At 40.3% G+C, this 17899-nt stretch carries 4 protein-coding genes and 3 pseudogenes; 2 read left to right on the plus strand and 5 right to left on the minus strand.

All coding sequences use genetic code 11. The features are described 5' to 3' along the window. From HT730_RS07700 to HT730_RS07715, 5 genes and pseudogenes are all read right to left on the minus strand, one after another. The coding region (locus HT730_RS07700) for a YSIRK-type signal peptide-containing protein (protein ID WP_173307256.1) at positions 1–11651 on the minus strand (11651 nt) is incomplete at its 3' end. Positions 11652–12893: 1242 nt separating this feature from the next. Beyond that, positions 12894–13337 (minus strand): annotated as a pseudogene (locus HT730_RS07705) (hypothetical protein); the annotation flags it as partial. Beyond that, a pseudogene (locus tag HT730_RS10690) lies at positions 13334–13525 on the minus strand (hypothetical protein); the annotation flags it as partial. The pseudogenes HT730_RS10690 and HT730_RS07705, both read right to left, overlap by 4 nt. 12 nt (positions 13526–13537) lie before the next feature. Further along, positions 13538–14308, minus strand: a pseudogene (locus HT730_RS07710) (Rpn family recombination-promoting nuclease/putative transposase); the annotation flags it as partial. A gap of 209 nt (positions 14309–14517) precedes the next feature. Next, positions 14518–15513 (minus strand): Rpn family recombination-promoting nuclease/putative transposase, encoded by a 996-nt coding sequence (locus HT730_RS07715; RefSeq protein WP_173307259.1) that lies wholly within the window; start codon positions 15511–15513, stop codon positions 14518–14520. A gap of 197 nt (positions 15514–15710) precedes the next feature. Here HT730_RS07715 and HT730_RS07720 point away from each other — a divergent pair, with 197 nt between their 5' ends. Continuing rightward, positions 15711–16694, plus strand: coding sequence for a Gfo/Idh/MocA family oxidoreductase (locus HT730_RS07720; RefSeq protein WP_173307260.1), 984 nt, complete (start codon positions 15711–15713; stop codon positions 16692–16694). Beyond that, entirely contained in the window at positions 16684–17766 is a 1083-nt protein-coding gene (locus HT730_RS07725; RefSeq protein ID WP_173307261.1) for a DEAD/DEAH box helicase, read from the plus strand. Before HT730_RS07720 ends, HT730_RS07725 begins: the two co-directional genes overlap by 11 nt. Positions 17767–17899: the final 133 nt, after the last annotated feature.

Below are 17899 nucleotides of genomic sequence, written 5' to 3' on the forward strand. Positions count from 1 at the left end.
TTATTCGCTTGCGTTAGAGTTGTCTTGTCTGCTGGTTTCACCACATACGGCACTCTCACGTTTTCTGTACTTTGATCTGCGTAAGTAATAACAACGTCAAGATTATGACTACCTACTGTAGTTGGATATTGTGTTCCTTCTTTCAGTGCAGCTGATTGTTTGTCAGCTACATCTACCGCAGCAAGTAACTCTGCATTTGTAGGATTTTCACCGATCACTTTTGTAATCGTCTTAGTCGTCACTGTATGTGCAGGCGCTGAAATTGACGTTGGTGTTTGCGCACTCTTGGTATCGCCACTTCCTGCTGTCGCAACTGCTGTTACTTGACGATTTCCTTGTACTGAGTTCGCTGGGAAGACCCACGTATTTCCACGTTTTTCAATACCATCTGCTGTCCAACCATTCGCTTTACTTACAGTTATTGTATTTACAGTTGTATCAGTTGTAGGAACAGTAAATACTACTTCGTCTGCATCTTCTGGGATAGTTACAACAGTTTCACCATTTTGCTTGTTCTCATAAGTCAACGCTGCTGGTGCTGGATTTGTCACTGTAATCGTTACATCATATTCGCCGACTTTATTTGTGCCAGTTGCAGAAGTCTCACTTAATTGAACCTTATACTTTCTTGTTCCAACTGTTTCAACATCAGGCTGTCCGTCAACCCATGTAGCTGTAAAGTCACTTGGGAAGTCTTTTTCGACATTCTTTTCAGTGTAGCTAATACCTTTTCGAGCATCTGTTTTCAAGTCAGTCAGAGTTTGACTTCCCTTAGCTGCTGTAATGGTTTTCCCTGCGAAATTACGCTCTTTGGCTACATAAATCTTGCTTTCATCACTATCAGCAGTAAAGACAGTTTGTTTTACTTTAACAGGCAATGTAGATGAACCTATTTCAGTAGATTGGTCTGTTTGACGTAAGTAAGTATCGTTAGGAAGTTTATAAGTCCAGACACCATTTTTCAGTGCACCTTCGCCTGGTTGAAGATTATCTGGGTCTTTTCCGTTATTAGCGTCAATTTCAACAGTTTTACCAGTTTGTAAGGTCAATACAACCTTCGTAGCACTTTCAAGGGCTGTACCAGAAATCGTACGATCCACATCACTTAATTTCGGATCTTCTTCAGTTCCTGCCGTCTTAGTAAAGGTCGGAACTTCTGGTTTGGCTACTTGCGTATGAGAAATGTCAATAGTAGAACCATCTTCTGGGAAGTTAATCGTAGCTACTTTCGCCTTATCATCCGTAGTTCCCTTAGTATAAGTTACATCTGCAGGTAAGTTATTATTATTTGCATTCGCTTCTTTAATTTTAGCTGCAAAGCTCTCTTTGGCCGCATCTGTAAAGTTACCATCGGTGATTGCTGTATTACCATAAGTCACTTTTTCAGTATTCGTTGGATAAGTGACTTGATCTCTGTAGAAGTCAGCATACGTTTTAACAGTTACCGAATCACTCTTAGCAGAAGATACTTCATAAGCAGTGTCTTCTGTTGTATTTTTTCTAATTGTTTTCTTGTATGTTCCAGCGACAAGGACATTAGCGTTTAGTTGCTCTCCTAATGCTAAGTCTTTCTTGTAGTCAGCTGCCGCGAATGTTACTGTTGTTGTTCCAGCTGTAATTTCTTTTTCTGCGACAACAGTGCCTTGAGCGTCTTTAAGTTGGACTTTTACAGTTGATCCTGTCGCTAACTGAGAAGTTTCTGGTAAGTTTGATACTGTAACAGCTGGTTTAGTTCCTGCTTGACCTTGAAGTGTTGGTGCTTTTGGTTTAACCGCTAACGTTACTTTGATGTTTTGATCTGTATAACGATGTGTTTCGTCACCACGCTCACTTTCAACCTTAGTTCCATAGTGAACATTGACCTGTTCTTCTCGTACTCCTATAGTTGTTTGCGCGCGTTGTACTGGAGAAGAACCAAAACCATCCCCCCATCCTATGTACGTTCTTGATGGCGTAGTTAAATTACTACTTGGTTTGACATAAGAGGCAGCACCAGCATTTGTAAATGGTTTTCCTACTTCTGTTTCAAAATAGTCTTTTCCTGTTGGATAGTTCGCCTCGTAACCATAAGTTCTGAAAGTAAGTTCTCTTTCAAATATTCCAGCTCCATTAGGATAAGTCACAATGATTTTTTTAGTGATTGTTCCTGCTGTTGTACTTGTAGGCATTCCGCCTTCAAATTCAATAGTCGTCCCTGCTGGTTTATCACCTTCAAAGGCTACATAGAAATCAGGCTTAGCTGGTTGCGTTCTACCTCCAGTCCACCACACTGCTGATGTCAATGGTTGACCAACAACCTCATAGTATGTTGTCACTTCTTGGTTATTCACTTTACGAAGAGTAACAGCTGGATAAACGAATACTGGGGTAGTCAATTCAAGGTTACCATAACCATCTAGATTTGCTGTTATCGTTCTAGTTGTTCGTCCTACTTCTTCTGTTGTTGGTTTAGAGTCATCTTTCCACGTTGCAGAAGTTAAAGTAACACCTGCCGGTACTTCTACGAAGTTAGCTGCATCATCAACATTTTCAATAGTTCCGCCACTGATTGCATAAACTGTTTTTGGCTTCACAGCGACTAGAGAAATAGTTTTCTCAGCTTTATTACCATTCTTATCTAAGACAGCTACTTTTATATCGCTCTTAGAAACATCTTTCAACGTTCCTTTGATAGAGTTGCTTGCTGCATCGTAACTCAAACCTTCTGGTAAGTTTGTAACTTTGATATTACTTTCATCAATACCTACTCCAGCGTCTGATAGCTCAAGAGGAATATTGACTTCTTTTCCAGCTTCGACAAGTTTCGAAGAAGCACCGATAACTGGTAACGTAGTATCTCCATTAGCAGCTGTTTGACTAGCGCTGTCACTTGAAACATTTTGAGCAACAACCTTAGCTACAACATTTGATTGACCCTTAACGACTTGGTCCTTCAATGTAATTTTACCAGTATTCGGATCTATGCTAATACCATCTTTCGCACCTTCTGTAATGCTCCATTGATTATTAGCATCCTTAGTAGCAACAACTTTTGTCTCTGCTTGAGGAGTTTTCGTCACATCTCCATTAACTTGCAATTGATTTACATCTGCTGGAGTATAAGTTACTTCTAGTTTATCGACATTTGGTTCGTCTACTGGAGTTGCTGTAACATCTCCGTTAGTTTCAGGAGTTACAGTTGGTACAGCTGGTTTTATACTCTTAACCGGGATTTCAAAGTCTTCCCTTGTTCCATCTGGATAAGTCACAGTTGCTCCGACATAATGACTACCATCCTCTTTAGACTTAATTAAACCACTGTCTTTCATAGCAACTGTTAAGTCTGATGTTTTATTAGTTACATTTACATTACCTTTTGTCGCAGTGAAGGTCAAGTTTTCCTTCATAGCGTTAAATTCATCCCCAGTCACTGTCGTCGTGTTAGTAATATATTTCTCCAACGGCTGAGTAGTGATAGTAGGTATGTATTTAGTTGCTTGTGTTCTTGCTTTAAGTATCACACGTGTTGGACTGTTTTTAGTATTGTCTTTAGCTCCTGGAGACTCATGTAACCTATTTCCTGCTACATCTTCTGCATCCGCATAAATAGTCCCAATCGTTCCTCCATCTGTCCACAAGTTATTTCTATCAGCAGGATTTGTTTTCGATAACTTACCTGTAACATTTAATGTAATTGGTGCATCATGTTGTGTTTCAGCGCTATCTTTAGCAAATCTATTAGAAAATTCAAGATTTACACTGCTTAAATTAGTAGGACTTCCATCATATCCAACAAAATTAGCTGCTACTAATTTCCCTGAATTGTCATTAAACGTTGCTATTGGTAAATTAGCTTCTTCTGTTGGTGTGATATACACTACGCGATTTCCATCAGCATCTATTTCTACGTTTTGGAATGTTACTGTAGGGAACTGGTGGTCTCTATTTCTTACAGTTTCAGTAGTTTCAGAACTTTCTACATTTCCTGTTGTTGGTGTAGTAAGAGCTTTAACTTTTACCGTTGAACCTTCTTTCACATAACCGTCTTTAAGTTTAATCTCTCCTGTTGTTGGATTTACTGTCAGAGGGGCACCCGAACCAAATGACCAAGAATCACCATTCTTCGTCGCTGTGTATGTCACTTCCCTTGGATTATCTCCTTGAGTTGTGTATGTTACACTAATACGATTTACATTCGGCTGGTTGTCATGTGTAATAAGCACAGTGCCATTATCTTGTGGTCTTACTGTTGGCGCTGTTGGTTTGACTTTAAATGTAACTGGTTTTTCTATCTTATCCGGTGCGTAGATAGTTACTCCATTGCCTATTCCAGCAATATCTTTAGTGTATTTTCCACCTTGATTATAAAAATCAGCCACTGCTTTATAGGTTACAGTTCCAGGAGTCGTAAGTTGAGTATCATTTGCTACATCCGAGCTGTCCTTAGACCATTTGAATGTCATTGATCTTGGATAGTATTTATCATCTCCATCCGAATTTGAAGCAACAACCGCTTTAACAAACTCATGTGCATCTCCTAATGTTGAGTTGAATTCTACTGTTTTTTCAGAAGTTTTTAATTCAACATCAGCAACAATATACTTGAATTTGTATTCTTTTTGGTTATTTGAAGCATCTTTGACTAAAACTTTTGCCTCATGTTCACCTAAAACTGCAGTATTTGGAACTGTATTATCACTATTGATTTGCGCATTTGTTCCATTAGACATGCTCTCGTCTTTAACGAATTCACGCCCTGTTGGAAGGTCCGATGCTTTTAGATAAGTTGTTGTTCCAGAGTTATCGTTCACTTCAAAGGTTGGATTAAATGTAGCACCACGGAATACTACAAAAGTAGGGTTTTCGGTCACATTGTCTTTTAACTCGACACCATTTACTTTTACCTTCGGAGCTACTTTATCTCCTTTGTCTAATGGAATTTCAAAATCTTCCCTTGTTCCATCTGGATAAGTCACAGTTGCCTCAACATAATAAGTATCCGTATCCGCCTTATGTTTAATCGCACCATTGTCTTTACGCTCAATAGTTAAATCAGTGCTATTACGATTGACTTTCACGTCACCTTTTTTAGCCGAGAAGTCTATCTGTTCCTTGATTTTGTTAAACTCGTCTGCAGTCACAGTCGCATTGCTTGCAGTAATATCTTTATTCAAAATCTGTGTTGAGATTTGAGGAGTATATTTATCTTTTTGAGTTAGAAGTCTAATTACAACACGAGTCGGTTCAGTAGCAACGTTTCTGATACTCTTCAGTTGATTACCAGCAGCATCTGTTGCTGAAACGTAACGAGTCACTATGTTACCATTATTAAGATTAGGGTCCCATGCACGCCTTGTGTCTGGATTTAATTTTGGTAGTTTACCTGTAATCTGAATATCATATGGAGCAGCAAAATCACCATTATTAGTTTTAGGTTTTATATTATATTGCAACTCATATTGCATATTAGTGCTTTGAGAATCACCCTGGAATAATACTACTTCACTCAGCTTACCAGAATTATCTTCTACAGTTCCTAATGTAATTGAACCATCCGCCAAGTCTTCTGTTGGTGTCACATAAACAACACGTTCCCCATTCACGACTTCTGTATACTTATCGCTAAAAGTAAAGGTAGGTGCTATACGATCTCCAACTTTTGAGTTGGCTGTTACAGTAGTACTTTCTACATTATCAGTCGTGACTGATTTGGCTGTTACTTGTGAATTGTCTTTGATTTCTCGGTCTTTAATCGTAACTACACCTGTAGTGGCATCGATTGTTACACCATCTGTCGGAGCACCTGTCAGTGACCAGCTATTATTTGTCTTATTGGCTGTTACCGTCTTATTCGTAGGACTTGTCGTATTAGCATTTGTATAGGTGAAACTTACTGTATTCACATTATCCTGCATTGCTGGTCTTACTGTTACGTCACCGTTATCCCCTGCAGTTACTGTCGGTGCTGTTGGCTTAACTTTAACCGTTACATCTAATTCAGACGATGATACTCCTTGGCTATCTGTTGCTTTGTATTTCACAACATAAGAACCTGGTCTATTAACATCGACAGTTTTTGTCGCAGCAACTCCATTTACCGAAACAATCTCTTTTGTCACACCATTCCCTAGTGTTGCATTTTGATCGTCTTCTTTATCGTGAGCTGTGACTAGCGTATCTAAGTTTAACTGTCCACCTTTTTCGATTGTTGTTGTATTTCCTTGAGGTCCAGCTAGTGTCGGTGCCTCATTTGTCACAGAAATAGCTTGCCAATCTGCTGGTGTACCATAGTTTCCTTCTGAGATATTGGTCTTCGTGCTGGCTGTTCCCACTTTGATAGGTTTCTTCATTGCGATTGTCACTGTTTCTGTGAAACCATCTTTCGTTGGAGTACCTTTTACTACTGCTTGTGTCGAATCTACTGAAGTCCACGGCCCATCAATACTAGTGCGTTTGAATCCTAAGTCTTTTGTAGCTCCAGTATCTTTATCTGTATATCTCAAGTAGAACATACCTGCATCATGAGGTGTTTTTACGACTACTTCTTTAGCTCCTGCGTACAAGCTAGTTCCACCTGTTTCTGATGGTTCAATAGTTGTCGAACCTACCGCAACAGTAACATTTGTGCTAGGACTTTCTACGCCATTAACCGTCTGAGTAACAGCTACAGGGTCTTTAGCAACTAGTTGAGTCTGGTTAGCATGGTTACTATTTAACCCTTCTCTAAGGTTTACTGTCCAATGTCCGTCACTTCCTACTTGGATATTTTCAGCCACTGTCTGACCTGCAACTGTTACTTTGATTTTAGCACCAGCTGTAGCCGTTCCCTTTAGAGTTCTATCATTTGATAACACTTGGTTACCTGTCTGTGTAGTAGGTGTCACTGTTGGAGCGGTTGGAAGAACCTTATACTTAAAGTAATAGTTCTTATCACCCGTTGTTCCATCGCTAACTGTTATAGTAGATGTATAGACACCTGGTGCTGTATTCTCAGGTATATTCCCTGTGAATGTTGGACTAAATGGTGCTTGTTGACTGTACTTAGTCGTCGTATTGAAGGAATCATTTGCATTAGTAGCTGTTATTCCAGGACGTAAGTTGTCTATTCTAAATTTCGTCAACTTCTCAAAATTATCCCAGGCTTTCAGTTCTGGTCTGAATGCCTGACCTTGAACCACTTCATATACAGCATCCCTAGCATCCGAGTCATTTCGTGATTGAGGTAATGTTTGAGCATTATCTCCTGTCCCAATTTTAACTTCAGGTACTGTCGTATCTGTTGGAACAGTAATTGTAACTGCCTCACTTGGATCTGTATCATTACTTCTTTGTTGTGCACTAAGTTGCGTTCCTGAACGCGCGGTACCATATGGAACTGTAACCATCGCTGTACCATCTGCAGCATTTACAACCGTAGCCGGAGTTTGCCCTAGTCCTTCAAACTTAGTCCAAGTTCCATTTTGTTTTTGAAGTATTACAGGTTGTCTTCCATTTGCTATCTCGTAAGTAACAACCGCAGATGTAGCTCCATTTTGTCCTATTTTGACAGTCACATCTCCATTAGGAGTTGTTGCTAGAACTGGTTTCGTTGCGAAAGGTTGTTTCTGAGAAGTTGCCTGAACTGTACTTGTGCTTAGAGGCGATACAACTCCATCAAAGATTGTGTCAGTACCTTTGTGAACTAAAGCTGTGACGACTTTTAACGGATCTGTTCCTACATTCGTCTGTCTATAACTTGCAGCATCAAAGGTTGCCTTACCATCAGCAGTAATACTTGATGAAGCTAAGACTGTATAATCAGTAGCTGATTTAAAGTAATAGTTTTGATAATCAGGGTCAGCATCTCTACCACCTTTTACAAGATAGGCCTTCCACTCAAGTTCAGGAGAAGTAATATTTCCAAAACCAAGATTTGTATTCAAGTCTTTCACTTTAATCGTTGGTTTTTCACTTGCTTTTTCTTTTAGTTGCTCGTTAGTTGTTTCAAAAGTACCTGCCTTAGGTGGAATAATTACACTAGTCTCAAATGTTTCTGGTTTTCCTGTATCTGGAGTAACCTTCACTGTCAGGGAATGCACTCCTCCTTTATCCCTAGAAAATCCACTTGGATTATTAGCAGCAATATAGGCCGTTGTTGTGCCAAGTCCATTTTTAACCCAGCTAATACCTAAGTTTTCTCCTCCAGTAACCTCTATTGCTTTAATTTTTGTATTTCCTTTAGCTAAGAACTTAAGAGTATTACCAGTAGTTCTAAAATCAGGTATCAGAGTCTTAAATTTTATCCCTTCTTTAATCTCTGTTCCAAACGCGTTAGCTAATCCAATACGTAATTGAGAAACCTCTTTTGATGCTTCCTCACTATAAGCTTTATTCTCAACCTTTTGTTTAGCATAGACAGTAGATGCTGGTTTTGCTGTTCCATTCGGTAATGTAACCACTGCGGTTCCATTACTACTTGACTGAATACTAATCCCTGAGTTTGCTGTCGCTGTTTCTTTGCTCCAGTTTCCATCTGTCGCTTTGACAAAAGTAACGTTTTGCTCTTTATTATTCGTATCCGTATAACGAACTACAGCCTTAGTAGCATTATCTTGACCAATCTTAACTGCCAGAGATAAGTCTGTCACATCCTGAGTAATAACAGGTTTAGTAGCAAACTTTTGACCAACGGTAGCAGTCATCTCTGCACTATTATCTGACTCAACAGTTTGGTGTTTCGTATTGTCATAATCAATCCAAGAATCATCAACAACTGTTTTAACAACATACTTACCTTGTGCTAATTCTACACCTGTAAAAGTAGCTTGCCCTTGAGCATTTGCTTCCGCTACAGCGTCTACTTCTACACCGTCTTTAATCATTTTAACCTTTTCTAGGTTTCCATTATCCAACTTGCGGTATAGAACCATGTTATAACCTTGAGTACCACCACTAGCTGTAACATTAGTCGTAATCTCAGCTCTATTAGTCAACGCTTGAAGCGTCGGTGTCTTAGGTTTTGTTACAAAGCTCAACGTCCCAGTATCAGAAGAATTATCAGTTGGGAATCGACGTACATAACGGAAATTATGAACACCAGGTTTCGAAATAATGTCCATAGTCATTTGCTTTTTACCAGCATCCGTTGTTAAATCGTATACCTTTTTAGTATCTTCGTCAATTACTCTAAAACTCTGATTTCTCTGATTGGCTTCTTGTTTCCCTTTTTGTTTCTCAATTGGTTGATCATTTTCATCACTGTACTCCCCGTATGAAGTGAAGTCAATATTGAAGGCACCATTAGCGCTACCATCTCCAGAGTAAGTTAAAACCCCTTTTGTACCGGTATTAAGTGGATCATCAATGTACCTTGGATAGTTTAGAGCTTTATTCGCTCCTTCTGCTTTTACTTGTGTACCATCTGGATAAGAAGTTGCGAAATTAACATACGCTGTATTCTGATCAACTTTAAAATATCCATTTCCGCTTATTTTAAACTTGAACTTGTCTGTGTCGTCTCTTTCTTCAGGTGTTCTTGCATACCATTGGTTGATTAATTGACGAGTAGCATTTTCTACACGCTTAAGACCACCAGCGTAAGTTAATTTACCTAAATCATTTGAACCACTTGTCTCAAAAGTGATTTTATAAGAATGGTCATCACCACTATTTAACGAGAAAGTATACACATCACGAACATCATTCTGAATGGTGTTAAATTTAGCATCTGAATATTTTTGTAAATTACTCGGTTCAATATCTCGTCTATTATAGAAACCTCTGTTTAGATAACCAGCTCCGTAAGTTTGTTCTCTAGCAATATCTTCTAAAGTTCCGACTTTAAAACGTTGAGCTTGAGTTGTTCCTATATTTGATATCCTTGCGTTTGTTTTATCTTTTGTTCCTTTTTCTACATCTTTAAGTTCCGCACCTCTAAAAGGCGAATCCTGAGGAAGATTTCTAAAAGCATTTGACAAAGCGTTCTTCAGCTCATCTTCTCCTGATGCTACTGTTGGTCTTTCTAGTAATGTTCCACCATTTTTATTAAACGTTTGAACAGATACAGATCCGCTCTTTAGAACTTGACCTTGTGGAAGGGTAAAGTAAACCTTATTGACTCCCAGCGTTTTATGGTTCTCATTAACCGTTATCTGCCAGTATAAACCTGTTTTTGTTGGTCGAACATTGATGTGAAACCCTTGGTAAGCTTCGCTAATCTTTCCACCTTCATAATAAGTATTCCCTACTCCACCTTTTGAATAGAATACATAAGAATACTTAGGGTAGGGAGAACCATTCTGACCACTCTCAAATAAGTAACCTGTTTTTGTATCGTAGTCCGCTGATTCTATACCACTTCTTGTAGCTATCGCTCTATCCTGTCCAGGCGCACGTCTCGTACGTGTTTGTGCTCCTGCCGGCATCGAGCGGAAACCTGACCATCCTGTAGCGTTGGTGCGCGGTTGGATGGTTACATTGTCAGCTCTTGCTGATTCATCCTCAGTTGGAATAGCTTCATAGTCAGATGAACCACCATTCAAAGCTCGTGGTTCAAGGGGACTTGAAACAACCGCTCCATTAGCCTCTTTTTCAGAGAGGACTCCTTCGATTAGTTCACGTGATTTTTTCAGGTCTGCTAAGGCAGCACTAAAGTCTTCTTGACTAATAGTGTCACCTTTAGAGAAGGCTTCATTGAACTTATCAACAGCTGCCTTGGCTGCTTGGATTTTATCTGCTGATGCTCCGTTAGCTCGGAGTTGCTCAGTGATGAACTCTAATTCATCTTTTAGTCCATAAACACCATTTTTACCTTCTGTATTTGTGTAGGTTGGGAGCGTCTGTGGAGTAGCTTGAGAGCCAGCTCCAGAACCTGTTGAGTCTCCTCCAGCAGATGGCCTAACTTGATTTTCATCTGATGTAGGCTCGCTCAAAGCTCTTCTACGACCTTTTCCTCCACTTGTTTGCGCAGTTGTAGCTCCCTCTGGAGTAGTAAGTCCAGTAGAGGTCAGACCTGTAGATGCCAGACCTGCCTTTTCCAAGATTGTTGGAGTTTCTAGGCTAGGTGTCAAGGCTTGATTGACACGACTCATAAGCTCAGCCATCAGTCTTGCTTGCTCATCAACCTGCGCTTGCGTCGCTTTTGGATCTTCCAAAACTGCCTTAGCTGCTGCTAAACGCTCTTCCACTTCAGCATGGAGTTCCTGCATTGAGCTAAGCGTTAGTTTTGCCAACAAAGCTTGCAGATTCCCTTGAGTCGATTTGGCTGCTGTCGTATCAGCGACGGTCGGCTCTTCTTGCTCTGTTACTTCTCCTGCTTGAGAAGGTTCTTGGTTAGCTGGATTTGTCTCGGACTGAGCAGAGTTAGACTCAGCTCCTGCTTGCCCTTGATTGGTTCCCTCAGCTGGCGCTTCTTGCGTTTGCACCTCATCAGCTGCTGTGAGTTCAGCTGGCTGGTCAGTTAAAACCTTGTTCGAGTCTCCCTCATCCGAGACCCCTGGATCCCCATCTACATTGCCATCAGAACCTGCCGTAACGACATCACTTGCCGTAGCTGGAGTGATGGGTTCATGCGCTGCTACTGCCCCGTTAGCAAAGAACATCAATGCCGCAACCGCGACACTGGCAGCACCAAAGTGGTATTTTCGAATCGAATATCGGAAAACCTTTTCTTTGTTATATTTTCCAAAGTCCATGAAATCTTTCTCCTTTTTTATAAGTTGTTTTGAAAACAAAAATAGCCTTATCATCTTCAAACTCACATGATATTAAATAGTATTGATAGAACTATTTAACCCACTGCACCCAGTGTACAGTCTAGTAATAATTATACCATACCCCCCCCCCGAATTTACCATCTAATCATCCAAAAATCTTGATTTTTAGAGAATTTTTTAGCATATGTTTATTATATTGATTATAGGTATACACTTTTTTGATTTATTTCTTAGAAACTAATAACTTTTCTATATCTTTATTTATGAAATTTTTAGTATAATAATAGTTATAATCGGATGGCTTTTAGCAGTGTGAATATATTAAATTGATTTTAGAAACCAAGTATGGATTCAGATTTTAGTTTGAAAAACCCTCCCTATTTTTTGATTGGAAGAGCTTATCATCAGTTTCTGAAAAATGTCTAAGACCTACGGGACTTGTTCGATACCTATTTGTAGCAAGATTAAATGGTTAGCTGGTTAGAAATTGAATTGTTCAGCATTTATTTCATCTCACTATCCCCTATTCCTAGAGTCACAATTCCTTATTCCTTCCTTTGACGATTCTCATCTCCAAAACCACTCCTATCCCTAGACCGCTTTCAGCCCTTACCTCATGATAATCAAGCTTGGAAATATAGTAGATTGAAATAAAATATGAACAAATTGATAAGGGGATTTTAAAGTAATTTCTAACAATATTTTAAAAGCCCCTTGTACTATCCCAGCTTCAGCTCATTATATTTGTTCTAAATCCATTGATTATCATCCTACTCTTATCCTTAATCTAAGATTAGTATTTTGAGCTATCCTACATAAGTCTCCTGGCTTGCTTTTTGATTTTCGTTTATAGGATATTGAATTTGGAATAGTTCACTAGTACTTCTAAAACATCAATAGAGATTACTTTGACTTTCCTAACTGATTTGTTCAGTTCTTATTTCATTCAGATATGCTATGCATTAACCGATAGCGGATACCTACGGAGAACTTGCCACTCAGATGTAGGACTTGCCCATCATACAAAAAAACAGATTTCATCCCACAAAGAGATAAAATCTGTTACTATTTTCTACACGATATTTCCTAATTTTTAATCCAGCAGTTGGTCCGCCTGGCTGATGGCTCGCTCGGGGTGCTGGGTAAAGGGTTTATTCCCGAAAAACTCCAACCAGGGTTTACGAACCTCGTCTTTGCTGGTTTCTCTGTATTTTTTAGGTCTTATTTATGGTGGTCCTTCAATAGCGCCTCAAACTCAGATGCTGACATACCCAACTGCTGACTGGCTACCTCGGAAGTCAGAAGTCCTTGGCGAACCATATCCAGAAAGGCAAAAAGTTTTCCACGTTCAAGTCCACGCTCCAGTCCCTGTTCAATCCCCTCTGCACGGCCACGTTCAAGTCCACGCTCTAAACCTTGTTCAATACCTTCCGCCCTAGCTGTTTCCAAGGCATAGTCCTGTGCTAACAAGGCTTGTTCTTCGCGCATACGTAGTTGACTAAACATTTTCCTGTCCTCCTCGGACCAGCTCTTGTAGTCCAGCAGTTGGTCTGCTTGGCTGATGGCTCGCTCGGGTTGTTGAGTAAAGGGCTTGTTCCCGAAAAACTCCAACCACGGCTTGCGAACCTTGTCTTTGCTGGTTTCTCTGTATTTTTTATGTTTTATTTGTAATGTTTTTTCAATAGCGCCTCAAACTCAGATACTGACATACCCAACTGCTGACTAGCAACCTCGGAAGTCAGAAGTCCTTGGCGAACCATATCCAGAAAGGCAAAAAGTTTTCCACGTTCAAGTCCTTGTTCTAAACCTTTTTCGATGCCCTGTTCAATCCCCTCTGCACGACCGCGTTCAAGTCCTTCTGCACGACCTCTCTCCAAGCCTTTTTCTTCAGCTTGTTCCAAAGCATAGTCCTGTGCTAACAAGGCTTGTTCTTCTCGCATACGTAGTTGACTAAACATCTTCCTGTCCTCCTCGGACCAGCTCTTGTAGTCCAGCAGTTGGTCTGCTTGGCTGATGGCTCGCTCGGGTTGCTGGGTAAAGGGTTTGTTCCCAAAAAACTCCAACCATGGTTTACGAACCTTGTCTTTGCTGGTTTCTCTGTATTTTTTTAATTCCAAGAATGCCATCTTAACCAGATGGTTTTCCTGACCGTTATTTGTGATGGTTAAGGCTTCACCTGTCGTGTCCTCTCGCATACTAAAACTGTGAAAAGCCAAGTCATCTGAAAAGTAATTGCTGTCCACGATTGCGATTGCATAAACGGGTGCGATGTGTTTGTAGCTCTGGTGAGTATCTCCTTCACGTTGACGGATTTTTTCTAGGTTTTGATTGACCTGACTGCATAGATAAGCCCACAAACGATTGATGAAAAAATTCTGATGATGAACCTGAATCTCAATAATTACTTGCGTTCCATTGTCCAACTCCGCCAAGACGTCTATACTGGTATAGAAATCCTGTGCCGAGTACGGTGTAGTGGGCAAGACGTGAATGTTACTTCCCTCCAAAATGGTCACATTTTTTGCTGGTAAATCCAGCATATCGCGAATAAATTGACAAGTGATTTCTGGATTGCTAAAAATTTTCTTAGCAACCAAGTCATTAGTTGGGCTAATGCCCGGATGTCTTAGAATCATCCTTTTCCTCCTTTTATTATACCATAGTTTTTAATCTAATTTACTAGATTCGATGCTTCTATCTATTTATTCGGAAAAGAAAGCGAAAAGTTCAAACTTTCTTGAAAATAACAATACATTAAGTAAAAAAAGATAGCCAAACTCTTTACATCAAGAAATTTAGCTATCTTTTTTAGTTGTTTTTGTATCGTGTAATATTTACAGCTTTCTCACTTATGTTCTTTCAACAGCGCCTCAAACTCAGCCACGGTCATCCCCAACTGTTGACTGGCAACCTCAGGTGCCAGAAGACCTTGACGAACGAGATTTAGTAGCATAGACAAACTTCCTTCAACTTTCCCACGTTCAAGTCCTTGTTCAATACCTTTTTCGATTCCTTGTTCAATCCCCTCTGCTCGACCACGCTCTAAACCCTCTGCTCGACCACGTTCAAGACCACGTTCTAAGCCCTTTTCCTCCGCTTGTTCCAAGGCATAGTCCTGCGCTAACAAGGCTTGTTCTTCACGCATACGTAGTTGACTAAACATTTTCCTGTCCTCCTCGGACCAGCTCTTGTAGTCCAGCAGTTGGTCTGCTTGGCTGATGGCTCGCTCGGGTTCTTGGGTAAAGGGTTTATTCCCGAAAAACTCCAACCACGGCTTGCGAACCTCGTCTTTGCTGGTTTCTCTGTATTTTTTTAATTCCAAGAATGCCATCTTGACTAGATGGTTTTCCTGTCCATTATTGGTGATGGTTAAGACCTCACCTGTCGTGTCCTCGCGCATGCTAAAACTATGAAAAGCCAAGTCATCTGAGAAATAATTGCTGTCCACAATTGCGATAGCATATACTGGTGCGATGTGTTTATAGCTCTGATGAGTATCACCTTCTCGTTGACGAATTTTTTCTAGGTTTTGATTGACCTGACTGCAAAGGTAAGCCCACAGGCGATTGATGAAAAAATTCTGATGATGTACCTGAATTTCAATGATTACTTGGGTTCCATTATCCAACTCCGCCAAGACGTCTATACTGGTATAAAAATCCTGCGCTGAGTAGGGCAGGGAGGGCAAGACATGGATATTACTTCCCTCCAAAATCGTCACATTTTTGGCTGGCAAGTCCAGCATATCGCGAATAAACTGACAAGTGATTTCTGGGTTGCTGAATATTTTCTTAACAACCAAATCATTGGTTGGGCTGATGCCCGGATGTCTTAGAATCATCCTTTTCCTCCTTCTATTATAGCACATTTTTTAATCTAATTTACTAGATTTGATGCTTCTATCTATTTATTCGTAAAAGAAAGCTTTTCTTCAGAAGAAAGCGAATCGCTTATTTGAAATTTTTTACCCTCTGTTGGATAGTCCCGTCTATCTATGTTATAATGAAAGAAAGATTTAAAATCGGAAAAGGAGTATCTATGCTTAAATTAGGTGTCATCGGAACAGGTGCTATCAGCCATCACTTCATAGAAGCAGCCCATGCCAGTGGAAAATACCAGCTGGGCGCAGTCTATTCTAGGAAACTTGAAACCGCAGCAACCTTTGCTTCTCGCTATCAGAATATCCAACTCTTCGATCAATTAGAAGACTTCTTCAAGAGCTCCTTTGATGTGGTCTATATTGCCAGTCCAAACTCCTTGCATTTTGCTCAGTCAAAGGCTGCCTTGTCTGCTGGTAAACACGTCATTCTTGAAAAGCCAGCTGTCACTCAGCCACAAGAATGGCTAGACTTGAGACATACAGCTGAGAAAAATCACTATTTTATATTCGAAGCAGCCCGCAATTACCATGAAAAAGCTTTCACTATCATCAAAAACTTTTTAGCAGACAAACAAATTTTGGGAGCAGATTTCAACTATGCCAAGTATTCTTCCAAAATGCCTAACTTGTTGGCTGGGGAGACACCAAATGTCTTTTCAGACCGTTTTGCTGGTGGAGCTCTTATGGATTTGGGGATTTATCCTCTCTACGCTGCCGTTCGCCTCTTTGGAAAAGCTCAGGACGCAACCTATCAGGCTCAACAGCTTGACAATAGCATTGACCTAAACGGAGATGGAATCCTCTTCTACACTGACTTTCAGGTTCACATCAAGGCTGGGAAAAACATCACTTCCAATCTTCCTTGCGAGATTTATACGACAGATGGTAGCTTGACCCTCAACACAATCGAACATGTCAGCTCAGCTATTTTTACCGACCATCAAGGCAATCAAGTCCAACTCCCTATCCAACAGGCTCCTCATACAATGACTGAGGAAGTCGCTGCATTTGCACACATGATCCAGCAACCAGATCTGAATCTCTACCAAACTTGGCTGGAAGATGCAAGTTCAGTTCATGAGCTACTATATACTATGCGCCAGACTGCTGGCATTAGATTTGAGGCAGAAAATGAAAACTAAACTACCGACCGAGTGGCAAGAACTGAGCGACCAACTCGGTTTCCAAGAATTCACTCCCATTCAAACTCAACTATTTGAGCCCCTTCTTGCTGGAGAAAATCTTCTAGGAGTAAGCCCAACAGGAACAGGCAAGACCCTAGCTTACCTTCTACCAAGTCTTCTCAGACTACAAAAGAAAAAAGCCCAACAACTCTTGATTCTAGCACCAAATACAGAACTTGCTGGACAGATTTTTGATGTATGTAAAACGTGGGCAGAAGCTATCGGTTTGACTCCCCAACTCTTCCTGTCAGGTTCGAGCCAGAAACGCCAGATTGAACGCCTAAAAAAAGGACCAGAAATTCTGATTGGAACCCCTGGCCGTATCTTTGAACTCATTAAACTGAAAAAAATCAAGATGATGAATGTGGAAACCATCATCTTGGATGAATTTGACCAATTACTAGATGATTCTCAGATTCACTTTGTTGAGAAAATCACTCACTACGCACCGCGTGATCACCAACTTGTCTATATGAGTGCTACGACCAAGTTTGACCAAGAAAAGATTGTGCCGAATATACGGACTATTGATCTCTCTGATCAAAAACTGGATAATATCCAGCATTTCTACATGCAGGTAGACCAACGTCACCGCGTTGATATGCTACGAAAAGTGGCTCATGTGGAGGATTTCCGAGGTCTTGTCTTCTTTAACAGCCTATCAGACCTTGGAAGTGCAGAAGAAAAACTACAGTATCGGGATATATTAGCTGTTTCCCTCGCTAGTGATGTTAATGTTAAATTCAGAAAAGTCATCTTAGAAAAGTTTAAAGATAAGCAACTAACCCTGCTTCTAGCAACAGACCTTCTGGCTCGTGGAATTGATATCGATAGTCTAGAATGTGTCGTAAACTTTGATATTCCTAGAGATAGCGAAACCTACACACACCGTGCTGGCCGTACTGGTCGCATGGGCAAGGAAGGTTATGTTATCACTCTCGTCACTCATCCAGAAGAACTAAAAAAACTCAAGAAATTTGCGAGCGTACGTGAAATTGTCTTGAAAAATCAAGAACTCTATATTCAATAAAGCCCCCATTGCTCTATACACATCCAGTGTATGGAGCTTTTTTATAAGCAATTCAATTTTATACTCTTCGAAAATCTCTTCAAACCGCGTCAGCTTCGCCTTGTCGTATGTATATGATACTGACTTCGTCAGT

Source organism: Streptococcus sp. k-628 (assembly GCF_013277475.1).
GTDB lineage: Bacteria > Bacillota > Bacilli > Lactobacillales > Streptococcaceae > Streptococcus.

What these genes read in the sequence shown, in the direction of transcription:
- HT730_RS07715 (WP_173307259.1), bottom strand. Translation starts at nt 15,513, where the DNA reads ATGATTCTAAGACATCCGGGCATCAGCCCAACCAATGATTTGGTTGTT.
- HT730_RS07720 (WP_173307260.1), top strand. Translation starts at nt 15,711, where the DNA reads ATGCTTAAATTAGGTGTCATCGGAACAGGTGCTATCAGCCATCACTTC.
- HT730_RS07725 (WP_173307261.1), top strand. Translation starts at nt 16,684, where the DNA reads ATGAAAACTAAACTACCGACCGAGTGGCAAGAACTGAGCGACCAACTC.